18 protein-coding genes and 1 pseudogene are annotated in these 21,331 nt (G+C 63.4%); 6 read left to right on the top strand and 13 right to left on the bottom strand.

What is annotated here, in order from left to right:
* Positions 1–21: 21 nt before the first annotated feature.
* Positions 22–141: pseudogene (locus CH286_RS28315) on the top strand (transposase); the annotation flags it as partial.
* Positions 142–196: 55 nt separating this feature from the next.
* On the opposite strand, the gene CH286_RS25970 reads toward CH286_RS28315, so the two are convergent.
* The 6 genes from CH286_RS25970 to CH286_RS25945 form a co-directional block, all read right to left on the bottom strand.
* Positions 197–1,261 (bottom strand): BtrH N-terminal domain-containing protein, encoded by a 1,065-nt coding sequence (locus tag CH286_RS25970; RefSeq protein WP_032382558.1) that lies wholly within the window; start codon positions 1,259–1,261, stop codon positions 197–199.
* A 46-nt stretch (positions 1,262–1,307) separates the two neighbouring features.
* Positions 1,308–2,144 carry an SDR family oxidoreductase gene (locus CH286_RS25965; protein WP_032364247.1) on the bottom strand — a complete coding sequence of 279 codons (837 nt, stop codon included), beginning with the start codon at positions 2,142–2,144 and terminating at the stop codon, positions 1,308–1,310.
* A 396-nt stretch (positions 2,145–2,540) separates the two neighbouring features.
* A complete protein-coding gene (locus tag CH286_RS25960; protein ID WP_032370982.1) occupies positions 2,541–3,281 on the bottom strand; it encodes a transglutaminase-like domain-containing protein in 741 nt (246 codons plus the stop codon).
* A 69-nt stretch (positions 3,282–3,350) separates the two neighbouring features.
* Complete coding sequence (locus CH286_RS25955) at positions 3,351–4,559, bottom strand: NAD(P)/FAD-dependent oxidoreductase (RefSeq protein ID WP_032370840.1); 1,209 nt, start codon at positions 4,557–4,559, stop codon at positions 3,351–3,353.
* Positions 4,556–5,944: a cytochrome P450 gene (locus tag CH286_RS25950; protein WP_032364182.1), complete on the bottom strand. Its 1,389-nt coding sequence runs from the start codon at positions 5,942–5,944 to the stop codon at positions 4,556–4,558. Before CH286_RS25950 ends, CH286_RS25955 begins: the two co-directional genes overlap by 4 nt.
* 24 nt (positions 5,945–5,968) lie before the next feature.
* Positions 5,969–6,289, bottom strand: a complete 321-nt coding sequence (locus CH286_RS25945) for a 2Fe-2S iron-sulfur cluster-binding protein (protein ID WP_024793405.1) — start codon at positions 6,287–6,289, stop codon at positions 5,969–5,971.
* Between the two features lie 109 nt (positions 6,290–6,398).
* On the opposite strand from CH286_RS25945, the gene CH286_RS25940 reads away from it, so the two are divergent.
* Positions 6,399–7,427, top strand: a complete 1,029-nt coding sequence (locus tag CH286_RS25940) for a helix-turn-helix domain-containing protein (RefSeq protein WP_052047647.1) — start codon at positions 6,399–6,401, stop codon at positions 7,425–7,427.
* Positions 7,428–7,564: 137 nt separating this feature from the next.
* On the opposite strand, the gene CH286_RS25935 is transcribed toward CH286_RS25940, so the two are convergent.
* The 5 genes from CH286_RS25935 to CH286_RS25915 all read right to left on the bottom strand — a co-directional run bounded on the left by CH286_RS25935 (position 7,565) and on the right by CH286_RS25915 (position 13,900).
* Entirely contained in the window at positions 7,565–8,308 is a 744-nt protein-coding gene (locus CH286_RS25935) for a recombinase (RefSeq protein WP_230591063.1), read from the bottom strand.
* Between the two features lie 368 nt (positions 8,309–8,676).
* The gene (locus CH286_RS25930; RefSeq protein WP_032364181.1) at positions 8,677–9,843 is read right to left on the bottom strand and encodes a site-specific integrase; all 1,167 of its coding nucleotides are present in this window, start codon (positions 9,841–9,843) and stop codon (positions 8,677–8,679) included.
* 205 nt (positions 9,844–10,048) lie between these two features.
* Positions 10,049–11,281: a TniQ family protein gene (locus tag CH286_RS25925; protein WP_094610789.1), complete on the bottom strand. Its 1,233-nt coding sequence runs from the start codon at positions 11,279–11,281 to the stop codon at positions 10,049–10,051.
* Positions 11,278–12,216 (bottom strand): TniB family NTP-binding protein, encoded by a 939-nt coding sequence (locus tag CH286_RS25920; protein ID WP_094610788.1) that lies wholly within the window; start codon positions 12,214–12,216, stop codon positions 11,278–11,280. Before CH286_RS25920 ends, CH286_RS25925 begins: the two co-directional genes overlap by 4 nt.
* Before the next feature lie 4 nt (positions 12,217–12,220).
* Positions 12,221–13,900: a Mu transposase C-terminal domain-containing protein gene (locus CH286_RS25915; RefSeq protein WP_094610787.1), complete on the bottom strand. Its 1,680-nt coding sequence runs from the start codon at positions 13,898–13,900 to the stop codon at positions 12,221–12,223.
* Positions 13,901–14,204: 304 nt separating this feature from the next.
* Between CH286_RS25915 and CH286_RS25910 the strand changes: the two genes are divergently transcribed.
* Positions 14,205–14,624 carry a hypothetical protein gene (locus CH286_RS25910; protein WP_094610786.1) on the top strand — a complete coding sequence of 140 codons (420 nt, stop codon included), beginning with the start codon at positions 14,205–14,207 and terminating at the stop codon, positions 14,622–14,624.
* Positions 14,625–14,708: 84 nt separating this feature from the next.
* Entirely contained in the window at positions 14,709–15,335 is a 627-nt protein-coding gene (locus CH286_RS25905; RefSeq protein WP_094610785.1) for a DUF305 domain-containing protein, read from the top strand.
* A gap of 106 nt (positions 15,336–15,441) precedes the next feature.
* On the opposite strand, the gene CH286_RS25900 is transcribed toward CH286_RS25905, so the two are convergent.
* Complete coding sequence (locus tag CH286_RS25900) at positions 15,442–17,676, bottom strand: heavy metal translocating P-type ATPase (protein WP_176458355.1); 2,235 nt, start codon at positions 17,674–17,676, stop codon at positions 15,442–15,444.
* A gap of 956 nt (positions 17,677–18,632) precedes the next feature.
* The gene (locus tag CH286_RS25890) at positions 18,633–18,884 is read right to left on the bottom strand and encodes a hypothetical protein (RefSeq protein WP_032401334.1); all 252 of its coding nucleotides are present in this window, start codon (positions 18,882–18,884) and stop codon (positions 18,633–18,635) included.
* 296 nt (positions 18,885–19,180) lie between these two features.
* On the opposite strand from CH286_RS25890, the gene CH286_RS25885 reads away from it, so the two are divergent.
* Both CH286_RS25885 and CH286_RS25880 read left to right on the top strand, forming a co-directional pair.
* Positions 19,181–20,476, top strand: a complete 1,296-nt coding sequence (locus tag CH286_RS25885) for a prolipoprotein diacylglyceryl transferase family protein (RefSeq protein WP_230593573.1) — start codon at positions 19,181–19,183, stop codon at positions 20,474–20,476.
* Positions 20,473–20,970 (top strand): rhodanese-like domain-containing protein, encoded by a 498-nt coding sequence (locus CH286_RS25880; RefSeq protein WP_230593572.1) that lies wholly within the window; start codon positions 20,473–20,475, stop codon positions 20,968–20,970. The genes CH286_RS25885 and CH286_RS25880 overlap by 4 nt, the downstream gene beginning before the upstream one ends.
* The last annotated feature ends 361 nt before the right edge of the window (positions 20,971–21,331 follow it).

Genomic DNA, 21,331 nt, shown 5'->3' with positions numbered 1-21,331 from the left:
TTGGAATAGGGATCTACAAGCATGAGCAGATCGCGTCGATCTTTCAGCACCGAGTTCAAAGACGAACTGTGCCGAGAGGTCATCGACTCTTCCAAGCCGATCAGTGAGGTCGCCAGGGCGTACGGTGTCGGCGACGACAGCTGCAGCACAGTGCGATGCGCCCCGTGTACCGCGCGCCATCGAACGACGGTGGGCATCATCTCGTGATGGCGGACAGCGAGCGTGAAGCAGACTCCAGGGACTCCACCAGGATCAGCTCGAGTTCCGACAGTCTGGCAGCCGACACGGCCACCGCAGCTGCGCGTGTTCGTACATCGAGACCGCGTTGTGTTCCGGCGCGGGCAGTTTCGGTCCAGGCCTGGGCGCAGTGATCGGCGGCCACCGCGAGGTCTGCGGTAGCGGGATCACCGGTCAGACGTGCAATCTCGGTACAGCCGTCGGCGAGAAGCCGACGAAAGAGCCCGCCTCCGGTTCCGGCCTTTTCGATGAAGATACCGAGACTGAACAGCAGCGTCTCGAGGTCATCGGGCGGAAGGTCGACCCAGCTCTTGACGTCGGTTGCCAGCTGGTCGACCGCGGCCAAACCGTCGGCACCGGCTGCTGGTATGTGGTCGGCTATTCCCGGTGTCGATGGGGCGTGCATGCTGGCGGCGGATCGGGCGAAGGCCGCGGCCGCGGCAGTCGACACGGGCGGCAGTGTCTGCGGCCACGTGATTCGGTACGTGCAGTGACGTGTCGGTTGCGGGAACGAGGTGGAAGATCGCGCCCGAGCCAGCGCGTCGAGCGGGATCTTCTGCACGTCGGCCCGATCGTTGTCGACGACCGAGGCAGTCCCCCCGATCTCGTCGTAGCCGATCACCACGATGTCGTGGCGACTCATCTGCAGTTTCACCCGTAAGTAGGGCAGCTCAGCGATATCGGCCCAGACCAGACTGGGTCTTCCCGCATCGATGTCGTCGCGAACCCATGACCATCCCTCACCGGGATCGTCGGTCGTGAGAACCTCGACTTGTCCGCCGAGCCTGCGCGGTAAGTCGATCTCGAAGTCGGCACCGCGGCCGACCAGGTACATCGGTGGGACCAGGTCGTCCGATCGCAGGTAGGACAAACCGAGATCACCACCCAGTGCGAACACCAACCCCTCGTCGGGTGGTCCGTCCCATCCCAGACCGTGCCACTGGAGAAGGTCTCGCATTGCACCTGACCCGCAGTGCCCTCCCATCCGGTGGGGATAGTTCTCGATCAGAGTCGTGGGGGTCACTGTGGCTGCCTTTCGGGTGGTTGGTCGAGCGCGCGTGTCGGCATGCTCAGCTGTTCTGGATTCTGTCGAGATACGTTCGGCGAGCAGTCATGTCGACGTCCGCGAGGAACACCGAATCTGTGTTCAGGGCCGCACCCAGTCCGGTCGCCAGCCGCCGGGGGACGAATTTCACCGCCGCGACCATTGCGCCTGCGAGACGGGTGACGCGGACGAAGGGGCGTGGATTCTCGATCAGATCTGCTGTCGCGCGGGCGATTTCCTCCGGCTCGGCGTTGCGTAATCCCTTTGCGCCGGCGGTTCCGGCGACGAGTTCGGTGTTGGTGAACGTCGGGCGGACTGTGGACAGTCGAACCCCTGACTTGCGGTACTCCAGTCGTGCGGCCTCTGTGAATCCGATGACTGCGAACTTGGTAGCGCAGTAGGTCGCCAAACCAGGTACCGCGAGCTCGCCGGCCAATGACGCAGTGTTGATGATGTGTCCGGTGCGGCGCGGCAGCATGCGCTGAAGAGCCAGTTTGGTCCCGAAGATGACACCCAGGACGTTGATCTCGACTTGACGCCGGGTTACTGCATCGTCCTCTTCGTGGGCGTGGCCGGTAGGCATGATGCCCGCGTTGTTGATCAGGATGTCGAGGGGTCCGAGTTCACGTTCGACCAGGTCCAGAAACGTTGTGAACGAGTCAGGTTCGGTGACGTCGAGTCGGGTGACGACCTTCACCCCGAGTTCGGCGGCGGCCTCCTTCGCACGTGCCTCGTCGATGTCGCCGATGGCGACCCGGTGGCCTCGTCGAATCAACTCCTTCGCTGTCTGATAGCCGATGCCGCGAGCTCCACCTGTGATCGCCACGGTCCTGGCGGGGGTGTGAGGTGCGTTGTTTGTCATCTGCTGCGCTCCTTGCATAGATGAGAGACATCGGTAGACGCCTGTCGGCCCGCTCTCGCGGTAGCGGCTGCGCACACGGGAGAGGGATATGGGTATCGCGCGTCGTCTCGTGCCCGGGGAGGCGTTCGGATCGGTCGTTCATCGCCCGCAGCCGCAATTCCAGCGGCAGAGCGAGTCTCGTCTGTTCGGTGCAACTTCCGGTGTCGGCCTTACCACGGCCGCGGCGACGAGACAGTCATGTGGCACAGCTCTGCCAGCAGGTATCGGCTCACCCGATTCGAAGGTGTCCGAGGCGGTCCGAGTGTTCACGATCGCGATTGTTCGCGGAGAGAGCTCCGACCGATCGGCAGTCGGCCGCGATACGGGGTTCGGCGCGTATGTTCTCACCGCTTGTGTTCATCGAGACTCCCGCGGAAGGTTTCGATCCCCGGGAGTTTCGTCCGGCCGGGTGCGGCCGGTGAAAACATCATCGAGTGGGTGAGCGCCCGTGAAGATCGTGGGGCCGTAGGCGTGCCGAAGCACCGTCAAGATCGCGTTCAAGGGTAGGTCGTCGAAGACTCCTCGCTCGCGGACATACTCCATGTGCTGGGCTCCGTCTGCGGTGAAGGCATGCATGAGAGCATCGCGATCGCCGTCGAATTCCACTGGCGGCACGCCGAAACGAGCGCACAACTCGACATTGAATGCCGGCGTGGCCTTCAACCACCGGCCCTCGATGTAGAGGCGACTGTAGCCGTGGTAGACGAACAGGTCGGTGCCGCCCATCAGCGTGCGCAACGTCTCGGTCTGCAGGTGATTTCGGACGTCGGCGAAGCCGAGCAGTGCTGGGATACCCGCCGCCCGGCACACTGCGGTCAACAGCACCGCCTTCGGGACGCAGTAAGCGCGCCCGGCCTCGAGGACGAAGCTCGCTCGATAGTGGGCCGGATCGTCCGACACGGTGTATGGGTCGTACCAGATTCGGTCGCGGACGGCGGCGAAGAGGCGTCTGGCCTTGTCACGGTCGCTGCTCGCATCTCCGATTGCCGCGGCGGTGAACGCCCGCACGGATTCGTGCTCGATGTCGAGGAAGTCCGTTGCTCCCAGGTATGCGTGTGGTGGCTGCGTAGTATGTGCTCCGGGCGGGCGGTCTGTCATGGTCATCGCTGATGTTCCCTTCTCTGAGCAAACCGGTTGCTGTTGTGTGCACAACGACCGAAGGATCGGTCAGTTGCGCGCGAGTCCGCCGAGCATCAGGTCTTCGCGTTGGACGGGGAGTCGCTGGGCGATCACCCGTTTGCTGTACATGAACTCGCGCGGGCGACCTATGCAGTCGGCGGCAATGAGCTCACCGGCCTGGAGATAGAAGCAACTGAAATCACTGTCGCGGGTGGGGTCACCGCTGAGAACCACTTCGTCGTATCCAGTGTTGAGGCCGGCGATCTGCAGCTTGAAGTGATACTGATCCGACCAGAACCACGGCAACGCTTCGATTTTTCTGGACTTCCCGCAGGCGGTCGACGCAGCGACTTTGGCCTGCTCTCCTGCGCTCGAGACGGACTCCAACCGTAGTCGACGGCCGTAACGGGCCATGTCGTGGCTCGCGCAGTCCCCCGCCGCCATGATGTCGGGGTCGTTGGTCCGAGTGTGATCGTCGATCACGATGCCGTTGTCGATGACAAGACCCGCATCGGCGGCGAGGTCGGTGTTCGGCTCGACGCCGACACCGACGATGACCAGATCTGCGGGGATCGATTCTCCGCTGGCCAAGGTGATTTCACGAACCTCACGGTCACCGGACAGGCCCTGAACCATCGCGTTCGTTCTGATGTCGACTCCCTGTTCGCGATGTATCCGCTCGAAGAACGTCGATACCTCGGGAGCAGTGACCCGCTCGAGCACACGCCCAGTTGCCTCGAGGACTGTGACCTGTACGCCCAGTGCGCGCAGCGATGCCGCTGTCTCGAGTCCGATGTAGCCGCCTCCGACGATCACCACCCGCTGGCCAGGGCCGGTGGCCATACGTATCCTCTCGACGTCCGCTGCGGTGCGCAGGTAGTAGACCCCGTGGAGATCGGCCCCGGGAACGGTGAGCCGACGAGGGCGGGCTCCCGTGCACAGCGCGAGCTTGTCGTAGGCCAGCTTCTCCCCGGTGTCGAGAACGACGTTGCCTTCCGACCGAACGATGGTCTCCACCTGCGCGTTCAGGAGCTGAATACCTTGCTTGGAGTAGAAGTCCGTGCTGCGAATGGCGATATCGTCGAGTACGCATTTGCCCGCCAGGTATGCCTTCGACAGCGGGGGGCGTTGATAGGGAGCGGCAGACTCGTTACCGATGAGGACGATGTCGCCTGTCCAACCTTCTTGGCGCAAACTAGCTGCCAGTTGTGCCCCAGCATGGCTTGCGCCGACGATGATCGCCCGTTGCGATGTCATACGCTGGAAGTAGGCGTCAGGCGCACCATCATCTTGCTGATGCCCCGCACGAAATTCGACTGAACATACTCGGGGTCGCCGACGACCTCGATGTTCTCGAAGCGGGGAAGCAACTCCTCCCACAGAATCCGCAGCTGCATTTCGGCCAGCCGATTGCCCATACACCGGTGCACACCGAATCCGAACGCGATGTGATTGCGCGCATTGGCACGATCGATGATGAAATCATCAGGATTCTCGAAAACGCGTTCGTCGCGGTTACCCGAGGCATACCACATCACCAATTTGTCACCCTTGCGGATGAATTGTCCGTTCAGAACGGTGTCGGCTTTGGCGATTCGGCGCATGTACGCCAAGGGTGTTTGCCATCGGATGATTTCCGAGTTCATGTTGGGGATCAAATCGGGATTGGCCTTCAATTTCTCGAACTGGTCGGGGAATTGGTTCAACGCAAGAACGCCACCGCTCATCGAGTTTCGCGTGGTGTCGTTGCCACCGACGATCAGCAGGACGAGGTTGCCCAGAAATTCCATCGGACGATCGATCAGATCCTTGGTGTCCTCGTTGCTCTGCAACATGGTGATCAGATCGAAACCGGACTCTTCCCCTGCAGACCTCCTGGCTGCTTTGTCATGCCAGAGAGCGCTGAGGCCACGGGCCATGTCACGCATGCCTTCGAACACCTCGTCGTTGTCCGAGGGCCCACCGTTGGCTTGCTCCATCGAGGTTGCCAAATCGGACCAGTAGACGAGTTTGCGGCGTTGTTCGTAGGGGAAATCCAGAAGAGTTGCGAGCATCCGAGCTGTCAACTCGATCGAGACATTCTGCACCCAGTCGAACGGCTCGTTCAAGGGGAGGTCGTCCAATACCTCCCGTACGCGCGATCGGATCAGTCCCTCCATCTCCCGGAGGTTCTTCGGTGCGACAACCCCCTGGACGGCAGCGCGCTGCTTGTCGTGGTGTGGTGGGTCCATCGCGATGAACATCTCGATATCGAGAAACCGGGGCGGAACGCCGATGACGATGAACGGTTCGGCCGAGAACACAGCGTGATTCTTGTCGACGGCCACGATATCGGCATGGCGCGTGACCGACCAGAACGGGCCGAACGGACTATTGGGTTGGTAGTGCACCGGTGCCTCGTTCCGCACGCGCTCGAAGTACGACTGCCACCGCCCTTGTCTGTAAAGAAAGGGGTTACTGAGGTCGATGTCGGCGAGCTCGACATCCTCGACCGGTGGGATGGGACTTTCGACGAAGATCTTCTTGCCATTCGTGCCAGTCACCCACCGTCGGGTCTTGTCGTACAAATGAGCGCCCTGGATCTGCAGCCCTATCGGGATGGTCGACTGGACCTTGTCGGCGATCGACTCAGAAACTTTCATGCTGTCGTGCCTGCCTTTCGCACATCACAATTGGAATTCAGGTGTTCGAACGATCAGGCCATCCCACGCTTCCGAGGCCACCATCTGGCACGACAACCGAGACGTGGGTTCACGCTCGGGGTTCATCGCCAGCATCTCCTCCTCGTCGGCGCCGGACAGACCCACCTCTCCTGACCACTGCGGGTCGACGATCACATGGCAGGTGCCACAGGCCGTTTCGCCCCCACAGTCTCCATCGATCCCCGGCACAGCATTGTCGGTTGCAATCTGCATCAGCGAGCGACCTTCGACCAGAGCCGCCTCGTGCTTCTCACCATCGTGGGCGACGAAAATTACAGCTGCCATGTCAACTCCTCGTTTTCCGGCGTGATTGACGAAAGTGTCGTCGCAAACGCGGGTGACGGCTATGTTCGGTGGAGTCATAAACTTGTGAATTCGGGTCAAAGGGGTCACCGTGAAGCTGAGCGACGAGGGCGTGCCACCGCTTGCGTTCGTTCAGTTGCTCGAACGCCGCGCACTCGACCCTGACGCCGCCGCGCGGCTTCGTGTGATCATGCACCGCGAAGGAACCAGTGAAGCGACGCTCATTCAGCATGACGTTCAGGCACCGATACGGTGGTTTCGGGAGGTCTATCCCGAACTCGATATCGCCCAGGCCACTCGACTCGGATTTGCGTTTGCCGAGCAGGCCCAGTTGACATCGTTCGGGCCTCTGAGTTCACCTTTGATCAGCGCTGGTTCGGTCGCCGAGATCGTCGATCTCCTGACATACCTACCATTGATCTCCACGGCGTTGAAGTCGCAGTTCCACACCGGCGACTACGGTCTGATCGTCGGGCTCACTGCGCACACAGGCGATTCCGCACTGGACTGCTTGGTCATCACCTACGGTGGGTCGGCGTTACTACGACTGCTGGACATGCTCGCCGGTGACATATCGCCGGTGACACTCCATCTGAGCTGGCCGGAGCCGGCCGAGGTGAGCCACGACGAAGGTCCGGGGGCGAATCGCCGGTTCTTCGACGCTCCGATTTCCTTCGTCCACGTACCCGAGGAGACCCTCAACAAGGCTTGTCGCTTCTCGGACCCCCTCGCATATCGTCTCGCTATCGCTGATCTGCAGCGAACACTCGCCCAGCGGAGTGGGTCCATGTCATCCGCCGAGAAGGTGAGGCAACAGTTGGAAAAGGACCTCGGACAGCGAACCAACCATGATGTTGCACAAGCATTGTCGATGTCGAGTAGCACGTTGAAACGGCGGCTTGCCGAAGAAGGAACCACCTATAGCAAGGTGCGCCACTCGCTGCTGTACGAGCGCGCGATGCTACGGCTCCTCGACCGATCGGTTTCGGTCAGCGAGATCGCTACCGAACTCGGATACAGCGACCTCGCCAACTTCTCTCACGCCTTCAAACGCTGGACCGGACGCTCTCCGAAAGATTTCCGAAATCCCCGACTCTCAGACGACCCGGATTCGACGTAGACCCCGCAGAACGGGGTCGAGATCGATGCCTCGTTCGTTCGCGGCCTGATCGATCTTCATCTCGGAGATTTCTGAGACGTCACCGCCTCCCTGCCGTGAGAAGAAGAGTGTGTGCAAACCCGAGTACCAACCACTAGTCACTCGACGGTGTCGGCCGGCACGCGTGCGGTCTCCGATTCGAGAAAGTCGACGAGAGCTTCCAACAGGCTGTCCGCGCGGGTTTCGACATCGGCCAGGACAGAGTCCACGTCGTCGAGAAGACCGTGGGCGTGTCTACGCGCAAGCGTTCCGCGTTCGTAGTAGCCGGGGTCGAGTAGAACCCGCGGTACTGGATCCGGTGCCGCGATCTGCTCCGGATGTTGTGACCGCGCAGTGGGCTGCAGGTGGGTGGGTGCCCTTCCGTCCCAGTGCATTCGCACGATGCCCGCTACCGCACGGGCGGTCAGCGGGGTCGCAGCCAACGGGGTGTGGCCCCACCGGTCGATCGCAGTCGACAGCGGATGTTGACCGGCCGGGTCGAAATACCGGTCGTATCCGCCGAGCCCGGTGCCGTCCACGGCATCGAAAGCGTCGGCGAGCATTCGGGTGCTCGGATACCGGGCCTGATGGCCGAGCACCTCACACCAGCGCTGGTACACCGTGCGCGGAGAAATGCCCGTCCCCGCCAGCGCGAGGGAGGTGAGGGTATGAACGCCGCGGCCTGTCTCGATGCGAAGGGCGTCGAGACCCGCATCGGCGGTGACATCGCATGCCCGCAGGGCCGCGATCTGCGTGTACGGCAGACCTGTCGTAGCGAGCGTGAGGATCAGCGCGTCTCTGCGCGCGAACAACGCTGACGGCCAACCGTATTCGGGGAGTCGGGCGATGATTCCGCCGATCACGGCTGCCACCTCCTGCAGGCGCGACGTGCGGGCCCCATCCAGCGCAGCCCGGACGGTCTCAGCGCGCCCTGGAGGAGGTAATAGATGCCGATGATGAGCGGAGTCGATCACCGCGATCCGGCGGCGTTGGGTCGTCGGCGCGGCGGGGTGCGCATACAGGAACCGAGCAAGTGACTCAGGAGAGGCCGCCAATGGGGGTTCGCCATGGGCGGTGCACCAGTCCTCGAACAGTGACCACGTGTGCCGATCCCGCCTCGGTATCGACGTGTTCGTGATGTCCGATGCACGTATCGGACAAGGGCGGTCGTCGTGGTCAGCATCTACCCCTGTCGTCCCGTCGCCGCTCACTGGTTCGGTCGGGTGCCTGGTCATAGGCCGAGCTCGGTGACGGCGTTGCCGACCAGTGGCGCATTCTCGTGAGCGTATGTTTCGACCATTGCGGGTGTGGTGTGCCCGGTTTGGCGCATGATCGCATGCGCGTCGGCACCGTTGCGGAAGGCCTGCGTGACGAAGCCGGAACGGAGGGAATGCCCGCCGAGCTGGGCGACGGTGTCGGGGCCGTATCCAGCTCGAGTAGCGCGGCGGCGGATCGCCGCGTGCACCGCGGCTCCGGACAGGGCTGTGTCGGAGAGGTTGCCGTTCTTGCGGACGGACCGAAACAGAGGGGACCGTTTCTCGACTACAGGAAGGGTGCCGCGGCAGATATGGGAGTCGAATTCCACTGCGCGGGAAAGTATTCGGATGACAGCAACTCTGCCGCCGGTGTCGAACGCTGCGACGATCTGCAGCCATCGCACCCACGCGCAGACCGGACATGACTCGTGGCGGTCGGTGAACGGGAGTGCTTTCACGGTTCCGGTGCCGTCCTGGTCGGTCTTCGATTTGCGGATACGTACGTGCGCGCCGTCGAGGCGGTCGCGGTGGACATCGCGGCATTCGAGCGCTACGAGTTCGCTGCGGCGGAATGCGCCGGTGTAGCCCATCAGGAGCAGCGCAGTGTCGCGGCGTTCGAGGACCTCCGACGCCCACCCGGCCCCACCTCGACGCGCGTAATCGACGATCGTAGTGATGTCGGAGGTCAGCAGCGGTGCGCGCGGGTTACGGGGCCGCTCCCCCGCAGACGCGTAATCCCGCCGAATACCCGAGAGAGTGGCGCGCACCATCTCGTGCCCGCACGGGTTGTCGTAGCCGGTAGCGCGGTGGCGGTCCGCGACCGCCGCGATCCATTTGCCGAACGTCGACGGCGCATACGCCCGCGTCCCGTCGACGGTGAGCGTGTCGGCAGCCGCAACGAGATAGGCCGCCACCGTAGCGGGATGCGCCGGCAACGCGTGGTGCCCGGCGACGGTGCACCAGGTCTCGAAGCGTCGCCACGCCGAATCGTAGGCGCGGCGGGTAGCACCGGACCGTGCCGACGCCATCGACCGTTCGATCCGAGCGGCGACCTCGCCCGACAGGTCCGGAAACACCTCCGCACTCCTCACCGGGACGACTGAATCCGTGTCCAGGACCTCACCTAGCTGCCGATCTGCCATGACAGGGACTGTAGCGAGCACCCCCGACAGCTCTTTCGAGTTGAAACGCGCTGAGCAGGGATTTAGACGAAGACGGTGCGGGAAGGAAAATTCTCGTCGGTCACCGCACAAATAACGTTGGTGACTGTGACACCGCCGCCAAAACGGGCCTTGTCGGCCATCGCCGCGTGTGCGTCGCGGACGACCCCGCTCCATCGGGCGAGAACTACGTCGGCGGATGTTGCAGCGGGATCCCGTGGTCGACGAACAGTCGCACCGTCTCATCCAGCTCCGCTGCGGTGCGGCACCCCCAGCGCAGGAAGTTGTACAACGAACTGGCGGATGCGGGATCGACGCGCGCTGCCTCGATGGCGGCCTCGGCTGCAGCGTGCGCGTCAGCCCATAAATCGCGCTCGGGTGCGGGATAGGACGAGCGCGTCGGAGGTGTCCCGGGATCGACCGGCTCATAGGGTCGTGGGCGCAGCAGAGATGCGTGCGCACCGCCGGCATTGATCTCACCGCTCTCGACCATCGCGATGCCGATCGCTGCGGCCTCGAGGACTTTCGCCTGCTCGTCCCAGTGCAGGTCCTCGAACGGAACCCACGCGGTCCGCAACGGGCGAGAACGACCGGCGGCCCTCCATATCGCAACGAGTCTCGTCGCCCACCGTCCGGTGCGAACCAGTGGCGAGGACACTTCGTCGACGACGGTGCGCAGAAGCCGGAACCACACTGCGGCATGTACCCGGCCTGAGCCGAGTTCCACCCATCCCGTCGTCAGAGCCTCGGTGCTGCGCCGATCGAGGTCCGTGACCGCTGAAGAAACCGGAACGGGCGAGACCCGTTCGTCCGAACCGAACCGGACCTGATCCCAGAAGATCGCATGACCAGGGAAAGCAGAGCAGGGTTCGAGTCGACAACGGTGGTCGAGGCAGCTGCTCAGCACCGGATATTGACGCAGCAGAGTCATGTTGATATCAGCAGTGGATTCGAGGCTGTCGACACATGCCGGGCATGCCCGACTGCGCGGAGTGCTAGCCCACGGCAACCATGCCTCGCTCGTGGGTGTGCGGCGTCGTCGATCCTCCCTCGCGAGGTCGGCCGGTAGCAGGATCGAAAATTGGTGGACGTAGGTGTCGAAGTCGCAGTCGGCGGGGTCGGTGCTGTCGAGCAGCCACGGTGTCCACCCCGCCAACGTCATCATCCGTACCCTCTCTACCGGAACTGCGCCGCGAACAGCCAGCTCGGCAAGTATCGGCTCCGGTGTGTAGCGGTCGAGATCCTCGACAGCACAATCGATATCGACGTCTGCGAGCAGGTCAGAAGGCCTGATGTGCGGATACAGCTCGCATATCCGGGCCAACCAGGACGAGAGGGCCTCACCTGGCAGTGGCTGCGGGTGCAGCGGCCACGGGCGAACGTACGCATCATCGGGCATAGGTGCGAGCCGCGCGTTCATGCGAGGTGGCGCTCGAACTGGCGGCGGCGCTCCGTGGGGCCGACGTACGGAGTGCGCGTGAGCACCGATGAGGTGATCGCTTCCTCTCCGCTGTCGACGGCGGTCACTGCTGCGGCAGTGAGCAGCGTTGTCAGTTCACCGATGGTGCCCTCGGAGCGAGTGAGGAGGTAGTCGGTCATCTCCGGTGATGTCAGGTGCGAGGGTTTGCGGAGGGGGAAGCTCGTGGTGAAGCTGGCCAGCAGTGATCTGGCGTCGGCCGTGTTGGTCCAGACCGGCAAAGTCATGGGGTGGAATCGGTTCTCCAGCTGAGGATCGGTCCGGATGGCGAGGTAGGCGTCGCGGGTTCCGACGGCGACAAGAGGAATGCGTAGTTCGTTGCCCAGGAATCGCAGCACGTTCAAGAATTCGCGGCGGACGTTGTCGCGGCCGGCGAGAACATTGTGGAGCTCGTCGATGATCAACATCCGTACGCCGGTGGCGCGGAGCAGCATCAATGCTTGCTGTTCGAGTTCGTGGACCCGATTGCGTGGTCGGGTCGGTGTTCCCAACGCTGTGAGCAGTGCGAGGTAGAACCGGCCAGGTGACGGGTCCGGGGGCATCTGCATGCACAACACCGGTATCTGCTCGCGGTCGGACAAGCTGATCGGCGGATGAGTGCGCCGGAACTTTTCGATGATCATCGACTTGCCGTTGTTCGTCGGACCGAGCAACAGTAGGTTCGGCATACGCTGCCGGTCCGGCCACGACAGCAACGTCTCCAGATGGTCGATGACCGTACGAGCCTGCGGATACCCGATCCACCTCTCCGACCGGATCAACCGGATCCGCTCCGCATCGTCGAGTACGGTGAGCGGTCGAACCGACTCCCGCAGGTGCCCCAAACCCTCGCCGGACGACTCGGTGGGTTCGTCGCTGCTTCCCATCGATGCGGTCATCGCCTCACCATTCCTCGATGTCGCTGAAGACCGGCGTTGCGGTGCCGCCGTCCGCTCGAGGCTCCTCCGGCGGGTGAATCGCCGGGATCGGTGCAGACGCGACGCCGGTGAGATGCATACGGCGGGCACGGTTGCGCCGGGCTTTGCGGGTAGCTTTCTGCGAGCGGTCGGTGACCTCGCGCATCTGCTCGATCATCGAAAACAGTGCGCTCTCATCGACGTTCGACCGACCTTGTTCGCGGAGACGAGTGATAGCAGCTCTGTGCTCCCACAGTGTCACCGCGGGATGTGACATCGTCCGATACGGCACCTCGACATAGCCGGCACCCTCTGGTTCGAGGACCCAGATTCTGCTCAAATCGCGTGGGTCACGTCGTATCACGAACCGCCCCAAATCCTCTCGCCGCGCAACCCACGGTTTGAGCGCGTTCGAGAAGTAGTGCACGTGATCGAGAACGAAGCCCGTGCGCGTCAGACGTCGCCGGATGACGGGAAGAAAGTCCACCAGGAACGCGGTTTCGCCGAGCACCACACGAGGGGCATGACCAACTGCGGCGACCGCGCCGGCCCACACGGCGGCCGGAGTGTTCCCGATCCCTGTGTGAACGCTCGCGTGATACGAGGCTATGGCCAGGACCAGCCAGCGCTCCAACTCACGCAATGTCAACGCCGCGTGCTTGTCCGAGTCGTAACTTCCTCGGTCCGCGGGGTTCGAGAAGGTGGTCCCAGGCAGCTCGTGCACCGCCGTCATCGCCGTTCCGATGATGCGTTCGACGATCCCGCCGTAGTGCGGTCGGCCCGGAGGACGGTATTCGAGTGTGATCGCGTGCTGGGCGCATCCGCGACGCAGCGCTTCGCTTTTGAACTCGGAGGCGTTGTCGAGATACAACTGTTTCGGCTTCCCTGCCATCGGCCAGTGCACCTGCTCCGCGAACTCGCATGCCTCCAGCCATGTCTGTTTCTCGCAGCACACGCGGCCCAGGCACAACCCGACCGATATCGACGACGGCGGCTCCAGAGTGACGACGAACCCAAGTACGGAACGGCTGAAGACATCGATGGCGATCGTCAGGTAGGGGCGGCCGATCGGTTGCCGCTCGTACTCGTCAACGACCATCAGATCGACGACGGTGTGGTCGATCTGGACCTGATCGAGAATCCCCGACACCGTCGGTGGACTGTCGCCGGCGGACTGACGTGGGCGGGCGGCATCGGGTCCTCCGCGTGACCTGGCCACCGATGCCGGATGGAGCGCGGCGATACGCGCGGTGACGGTATTTCTGGCCGGCACAGGCAGACCCGCGCGGTGGCACGCCAACGCGATACGTCGATGCAGCGCAGCGACACTGAGCTTCTGACGGTGAAGAAAATATCGGGTGAGATGATCGCCGATCACGTCCTCGACCTCGGCCGTTACTCGGCTGCGGCCACGCCCACCCGACGAGACCTTCGTCAGAAGATCGGTGACTGTCCCCGTCCCGTTCCTGAGCCTGCCGACCAACGTGTAGACCTGCCGCCTGGACAACCCCAACCGCTGCGCGGCATCGTCGACCGCTTCCAAACGCACCGGATGCATCTCCAGCAAGGGAGCCAGGACAGCGAAACGGGTCTCGGCCTGGGACCACCGCTCCCCCGACGCGGTCAGCACACCGGTCTCCACGACGTCGAGCTTGTCAGGGTCCATCACAAGCCTCCCTGTCACCGAGAGCCGAACGTGCGACCGTGCACCGCACTTCTGACATCAGGATGTCAGAAGACCACTGCACTCACCCTCGAAACACCTGCAAAGAGTGCAGCCGTCTTCTGAAATTGACAATCGAATTGTCAGTTTCAGAAGTGAGCTGCATTAGTTCAGAAGTCGTGTGCACAGATTGCTGGATGCAGTCGCATCTGCCCAAGATCATGCCTCCGTCTGACAGTAGCGGAGGTAAAGCGATCACCCGGTTCGGGCGCTACCCTTAGGGGGTATGCCTGCTACGGTCGAAGGCATGCATTCAGAGATCGGGCACAGTCACCGGGGCACCGCCTCGGTGACTGGCTTGCTGATTGCAACGGTGGTGTTCGGTGTGCTGCTGATGCATTCCGTCTCCTCGATGTCGATGTCCTCGATGTCTCGGTCGATGAGCGGCGGCCATGCCTCGATCGCAGCACCGTCCCGCATGGACGACTCGGTGTCGATTCCGGTGATGGCCGGGGAACACGACTGCCCGTCTGCACACCAGATGATGCATCCGTGTGTGGGCACGCCGGCGTCGTGGCCCGCGCTGACGGTCCCGGCGCTGAGCACTGCCGTCGACCTGGTGCCGACGTCGGTGAACCGGATCGTCGGATGCACTGACTGCACGCTCGAACGTGCGCCGCCGTGGACGTTATGGGAGTTGGACAGATCGGTGACCTTGCGAGTGTGACGGGGAGCCCGACAGACGCATGTCTGTCGGCGGATCGATACACGGCCATTCTCTGTACTACTCACTCTTGCAAGGAGTTTCCTCATGCGTACCAAAGTCATTGCCTCGATCGCTGCTGCTGCTGCGAGCGCGTTCCTCGTCGTCGGCTGTAGCGACAACGGGGCCGATTCGTCGATGGATGGCCATTCGATGGGATCGATGTCCTCTACCTCGGCATCGTCCGCGCCGGCGAGCTCGACGGCGCAGTTCAACGATGCCGACGTGATGTTCGCGCAGATGATGTACCCGCACCACGCCCAAGCAGTCGAGATGGCCGACATGGCCGAAGGCCGCACCGACAACCCGGACGTGCTGTCGCTGGCATCGGCGATCGCCGGCGCACAGCAGCCCGAGATGGACCAGATGACCACCTGGCTCACCGAGTGGGGTAAGCCCGCGCCCTCGGCTGACATGAGTCAGATGGGCGGGATGGACCACAGCTCCGACAGCGGCATGATGACCGCTCAGGACATGGACGCGTTGATGGCAGCGTCGGGACCCGAATTCGACCGCCAGTGGTTGACGATGATGATCGCCCACCACACCGGTGCCATCGAGATGGCGAACACCGAAATCGCAGACGGTTCCAACCCTGACGCCCTGGAGATGGCCCGCACCATCGTCGCCACCCAGCAGCAGGAAATCGAGACCATGCAGCGGCTGCTCGGCTGACCTGGTCCGCTATACACAACGATGGCCGCATCCTCTCCGGCGGAGAGGGTGCGGCCATCAGCGCTTCGCAGTCGTCAGGGCTGCGTTTCCGGTACGAGATCAGCTCTCACAGTGACGGTGTGCGCTGCGACGGAGAATTGGAACTCCCCTCGTTCACCGCTCCGGTGATGGTGTCGGGCGTGAGGTCGAGTCGCCGAAGCAGCTGCGCGTTCGCGGCGACGATGATCGTCGACAGCGACATCAGGATCGCGCCGATCGACATGGGCAGCACGAACCCGACCGGCGCGAGCACTCCTGCCGCGAGCGGAACTGAGATGAGGTTGTATCCCGCTGCCCACCAGAGGTTTTGCTTCATCTTCCGGTACGAGGCGCGCGAGAGTTCGATCACCGACAACACCGACCTCGGGTCGTCGCTGGCGAGGATCACTCCGGCCGACGCGATAGCAACGTCGGTACCCGCGCCGATAGCGATACCGACATCGGCCTGCGCCAGAGCCGGTGCGTCGTTGACTCCGTCACCGACCATCGCCACCGTGCGCCCTTCCTGTTGAAGTTCAGCAACGTTGTGGGACTTGTCTTCCGGTTTCACCCCCGCGAAGTAGCGGTCCACACCGAGCTCGGTCGCGACGGACTGCGCGACGGCATCGGCATCACCGGTGATCATCACCACCGCGATACCCCGAGCGTGGAGCGCATCGACTGCGGTGCGTGATTCGAGGCGGATCTCGTCTGCCAGCGCGAGGGCACCGATCACGGCCCCGTCGGCGAGGACGTGCAGGATGATCGCCCCGTCGCCCCGCCACCGGTCGGCGACAGCGAGTTCGGATCCGCGCTCCTGCTCGAGCAGCGCGGGCCCGCCGACCTGGACCCGGGTGCCGTCGACGTCCGCAGAGACCCCGACGGCGGGAGACGACTGGAAGTCTGCTGCAGCCGGGACGGTCAGGTTCCGCGCGCGTGCGGCCGCAACGATGGCGCGAGCCAGGGGATGTTCTGAGTCGGCTTCTGCGGCAGCGGCCAGCGCGAGGACGTTGTCGGCGGTGCGCCCGTCTGTCACCTCGATTGCGGTGACGGTGGGTTCACCCTTGGTGAGGGTCCCGGTCTTGTCGAAGAGCACGGTGTCCACCGTGCGCATGGTTTCGAGTGCGAGCCGGTCCTTGACCAGGACACCGCCGCGGGCGGCGCGTTCGGTGGCGATGGAGACCACCAGCGGAATCGCCAGTCCGAGTGCGTGCGGGCAGGCGATGACCAGCACGGTAATGGTGCGGATGACGGCGTCGTCGGGCATCCCGACCAGAGTCCACACAGCGGCGGTGATGATCGCGGCACCGAGAGCGAACCAGAACAGCCAACCGGCGGCCGTGTCGGCGATGCGCTGAGCGCGCGAGGTCGAGTTCTGGGCGTCGGCGACCAAGCGGCCGATGCCGGCGAGGGCGGTGTCCTCCCCTACTGCGGTGACCTGGACGCGCAGACCGGAGTCGGTGGCTACCGTGCCGGCGACGACGTGGTCGCCGTCGCTGCGGCGGACGGTGCGTGATTCGCCGGTGATCATCGATTCGTCCATGCTCGCCGATCCGGAGACGATGGTGCCGTCCGCCGGTACTCGGCCGCCGGGGCGGACGACGACGACATCACCGAGCTGCAGCTCGGCCGGGGACACCGGCACCACATCGTCGCCGTCGACGCGTTCGGCGGTGTCCGGGAGCAGCGCCGCCAACGAGTCCAGAGCGGAGGTGGTCTGCGCGAGGGATCGCATTTCGATCCAGTGCCCGAGCAGCATGATCACGATCAGCAGCGCCAGTTCCCACCAGAAGTCGAGCTGATGATCGAGCAGGCCGAGGCTCGCTCCCATCGACGCAATGAATGCGACGGTGATCGCGAGGGCGATGAGCAGCATCATTCCCGGTGCACGGGAACGGATTTCGCTGACTGCGCCGGTGAGGAACGGGGACCCGCCCCAGGCGTACATCACGGTGCCCAGCACCGGGGAGACCCAGGCGATCCACGATGAGTCGGGCAGTGAGTATCCGAGGAGCATCGCGAACATGTTCGAGGCAACGATCACCGGAACGGCGAGGACCAGCATGACCCAGAACAGGCGACGAAACATACCGACGTGATCCCCGTGACCGGCATGACCACCGTGACCGGTGTGCCCGCCGTGCTCTGCGTTGTGCCCGCCGTGCTCTGCGTTGTGCCCGCCGGTGTCGTGGTCCGACTGCGGAGTCGCCTTCTCTGCCACGTCCGTGTGCATTTCGGGTCCTTCTTCATGCCCGCTGTGCTGCAGTCTGTTCGGCGGATCCGTCCGCGCGGAGTCGACGTCGGAGTGTGTGTGATCGTTCATCGTGCTGTCCTCTCATCCATCGAGTTCGATATCCATTCATCCCATGAACTCGTGGGTTCTGGTTCGGCTGTGTATTCGGCGTCGAGGGCGACAATGATCTGCGCCTGGACGAGCGTGGCTGTACTGGTGACCGTGAATGTCCCTGCCGCCGCCGATAACGCGACAGTGTCCATTCCGATCACGGCGTTGACGTCGTTGCGGACCGACGACTCACAGTGGCCGTACATCGATACCGGCGTAACTGACAGTGCGTGATGATCATGCGTAGCTTTCGACATCTCGGACAACATATACCCCATAGGGGTATATGTCGATCAAGTCGAACCATACCCCTTCCTGATCTCATTGGGAAGAACCGTCAGGGTGTTGTCAACGCGTGAGCGCCAGTCGGCTGGCCACCAGGTGCACCCGCGGTCGCTGTCATGCTCACGGACGGGCATGGATGTCGATACCGATTCGGTCAAGGGGCGCATGCATCCGCGGCACAGCTGAGCCTTACAGCGACGGGCGTACCTGCACACGCGCGTGGATCATCGGCGTTCGCTGCGATTTCCGTTACGAGTCTTCTCACCGACTGGAGGCAGGGCAGGGCGAATTACGCCGTGTCACGGCGCGCATGGCGAGCCCGCGTGTCGACTCTCGAAGATCGCGGAACTGCTCGTTCGGTCGATCGCTGACGCCGCAGATCGGACGGTGGAGCGATACTGTCTCGTTCACCATGGGGCTGCGGCGACGCCGATGTAGCGTTGAGTAAGTCGTAGATGGGTGTATCACTCACGTTCGGTTCCACTTTCGATCTGATCGTTTCGGTGCGCCTTCGAACGCGCCGACAGTTGCCGCTCACCGGCCCCGGGCGAGCCCTGCCCTACCGGCCAGCCGGCGCGCACCGACATATCCAGTCCGCAAACTCGGTCACATGCGGTGAAAATGCCTGCCCGTCACACCGCAGTTGCTCTTTACCGAGTGTCGGCACGCTTGCGCAGCGCAGCGGTCGCCAATTCTGCGACCGCTGCGCGATAGAAATCTCGATCTATCTCCCCGGCCGCGAATCTACGATCGAGGATTTCCTGCGCGTCCTCCCCCGATTGCGGGCGAGCGGACATCAGCCGAACCGCACCCCAGATCAACAGAGCGATCACGACCAGCCAGAACGCGGCCATTCCTGCCATCATCGTCCATCCGCCACTCATGGTGCCCATATTCATCATTGCTGCTCCTCACTCTCGCACCAGCCACCTGCTGACCTGCGGAGTGTGGTCATCCCGCAGCTCCTACTATAACGCTTAGTAGTTCAGCTACTATCGAGCATAGTAGTTGACTGCTGTCGAGACGCCGTCGCCCGGACAGGCGATGATGGAGGCAACCTGTGGGAAAGAAATCCAGCAAGTCGCGATCGAAAGCGCACAAACGACGAACCACGGCGACACGATCCGGGGGCGGCCCACCGGCTCCCCACCCCGGTGCCATACGTACTGAGCCCCAGCCAAGGCATCCCCTCTCAGCGGTGGCCCCACATTCTGCGGTCAGCGTCGCCGCCGCCGATTATCTTCGAAGCAGGGGCCACTCGCCCGGCAGCGGTGCACTCCATCCCACTGTCGCCCGGGCTTTCGCGCCGGCCTCCACTACCCCACCGCGAGCGTCGGCCCAGGCCGCAGATCCGACGATCGATACTGCAGCGCCGCCGGAGCGCCCACGTGCCCGCACGCCTGAAGCTGTTGCGCCCGCACCGCAGAGTTACGCACCCAAGCGCTCACCAGCCACCAGTTGTACCGATGAGATTTCCCAGGTCGAGCCGCTGGGGCTTGCGGTGACGTACTGGGGTGTCGGCGGGGCCGATGCCGAGCCCAGCCACGACGTGGCGATTCGCTTCACTGGATCGCGGGTGGAAGTCGAGGGCCATGCATCGACCGAGAAGGTCGGTTTCGATCGGACTCTGGTCGTGAAATCACGTCCAGCCGCTGGAGGCCGGTTCGCCGCGACCACCCGTATTCAGGGCATTGCCAGCGGGGAGTGGGAGGTGAGTGCGCGACGCATCGACGGGGGCGCAGACAGTAGCGAACGGCAGCAGAACTCTGTGCTCACCGCGCGCACTGCGCTACTGACATACGGTCCCGCTGTGCGGGTGTGGAGTTGGCCGGCGTTGGTAGCCGCGGGAGCGGTGGTTGCATTGATTGTTCAGGGATTCCTGCTCTCACGCATGGATGCCAATGTTGCTGCTGCTGTTGCAATTTCAGCTCTGAGTTGCATTCTGGGATATATCGGTGCCAAGGTTTGGTACTTGATCTTGCACCGTCGACCGATATCTACTTTCATCCGCGCAGGAGCGTGCATACAAGGCTTCCTCCTCGTTTCGCTCGGCACCTTGGTCATCGGCGGAGCACTCGGGGGTATGGACGTCGGCGCAGTCCTGGATGCAACCACCCCGGGATTGTTTCTCGGCATGGCGATCGGTCGTCCGGGATGCTTCTTGGCGGGCTGCTGTTCGGGGCGTCCGACTCGATCTCGGTGGGGCCTGTTTTCGTCCGATCGCACCCTGGCGACGAGGAGGATTCCGGTTCAGCTCTACGAGGCCGCTGCAGCCCTGTTGATCGCGGGAGTTGCGCTCGCCGCGGTACTTCAGGTCGACCTTCCCGTCGGAGGGCTGGTCTTCCTGGGGAGTATTGCCGCATACACATTGGTCCGGCAAGGCCTGTTTCTGTTTCGAGTGGACGCGCACACTCGTCGAGGCCGACTCACTGTCTCGCTCATCTGCTGCGCGGTCCTCATCGGCGTCCTCGCAGCGTCGCAGGTGCTCTCGTGATCACCGAACGTATTTTTATGCGTGTGCCTTTCGGTGATCACCTCGATGCGATGGCACCGCATTCGGTGTCCCGATCGACGCTCCGTAGTCCGGCATCGATACTGACTGTCCTCGTCCTTGCACTCGCTGGATGTACCGGCGGCGAGGCCACTGAGCCCAGTGCGTCGATGCCCGTCGCTACGCGGGCAGAACTGCTCGATCCCGCTGACTTCGCCGCCGCGATTGCCGATCCCGGCCGAGTCACGATCAACGTCCATACCCCCAACGAGGGCCAGCTCCCTGGAACCGATTCGAGTCTTCCCTTCGACCAGATCCGACAACAGGCCGCGACGTTGCCGCCCGACCGGACCACACCGCTGGCGATCTACTGCCGTACCGGGACAATGAGCGCCACCGCGGCGAAAGACCTGGCCGCTCTCGGCTATACCGATGTCGTCGAACTACAAGGCGGCATGCTCGCGTGGCGACACACCGGACGAACCATCGAAGAATGATCAATCACCTTCCGCAGTGCCGACCCCGGAGGTTGATCACCAGAACGTGTCCGATGAAATCGGATGCCGAGATCGTCTTGTTCGGGGTTCACCAGGTCGGGACCGGACAATTCGCCGATGGTTCCCGCTGCTGCCGGGAAGTAGTCGATATCGGTTTGCCACCGGGCGCAACGGAGTCGAACGGGCCCCCTCCCCGTACCGCCGAATCAGAACCTCTCGCGCATGCTGTCCCGCTCAGCGCTACCAGCGCAGGGATGCCGCCGCTTGCGGAATGCCTTCTCGGCGGTGCTTCGGCTCCGTCGGCCAACTCGCTCACGAGCAATAGCGTGTGGACGTGCAGGCGCGCGATGACAGGCCAAAA

It is taken from the genome of Rhodococcus sp. WWJCD1 (assembly GCF_002258735.1).
In the GTDB taxonomy this organism is placed as follows: Bacteria; Actinomycetota; Actinomycetes; order Mycobacteriales; family Mycobacteriaceae; genus Rhodococcoides.
This window is presented reverse-complemented; position numbering and strand designations above follow the sequence as displayed.

Bases quoted from the DNA above. Each gene is read 5' to 3' on its own strand.
- CH286_RS25925 (WP_094610789.1), bottom strand. From the start codon at position 11,281: ATGAACGCGCGGCTCGCACCTATGCCCGATGATGCGTACGTTCGCCCG.
- CH286_RS25915 (WP_094610787.1), bottom strand. From the start codon at position 13,900: ATGGACCCTGACAAGCTCGACGTCGTGGAGACCGGTGTGCTGACCGCG.
- CH286_RS25960 (WP_032370982.1), bottom strand. From the start codon at position 3,281: ATGACAGACCGCCCGCCCGGAGCACATACTACGCAGCCACCACACGCA.
- CH286_RS25890 (WP_032401334.1), bottom strand. From the start codon at position 18,884: ATGATGAATATGGGCACCATGAGTGGCGGATGGACGATGATGGCAGGA.
- CH286_RS25955 (WP_032370840.1), bottom strand. From the start codon at position 4,559: ATGACATCGCAACGGGCGATCATCGTCGGCGCAAGCCATGCTGGGGCA.
- CH286_RS25900 (WP_176458355.1), bottom strand. From the start codon at position 17,676: ATGAACGATCACACACACTCCGACGTCGACTCCGCGCGGACGGATCCG.
- CH286_RS25910 (WP_094610786.1), top strand. From the start codon at position 14,205: ATGCATTCAGAGATCGGGCACAGTCACCGGGGCACCGCCTCGGTGACT.
- CH286_RS25965 (WP_032364247.1), bottom strand. From the start codon at position 2,144: ATGACAAACAACGCACCTCACACCCCCGCCAGGACCGTGGCGATCACA.
- CH286_RS25950 (WP_032364182.1), bottom strand. From the start codon at position 5,944: ATGAAAGTTTCTGAGTCGATCGCCGACAAGGTCCAGTCGACCATCCCG.
- CH286_RS25905 (WP_094610785.1), top strand. From the start codon at position 14,709: ATGCGTACCAAAGTCATTGCCTCGATCGCTGCTGCTGCTGCGAGCGCG.
- CH286_RS25930 (WP_032364181.1), bottom strand. From the start codon at position 9,843: ATGGCAGATCGGCAGCTAGGTGAGGTCCTGGACACGGATTCAGTCGTC.
- CH286_RS25920 (WP_094610788.1), bottom strand. From the start codon at position 12,216: ATGACCGCATCGATGGGAAGCAGCGACGAACCCACCGAGTCGTCCGGC.
- CH286_RS25945 (WP_024793405.1), bottom strand. From the start codon at position 6,289: ATGGCAGCTGTAATTTTCGTCGCCCACGATGGTGAGAAGCACGAGGCG.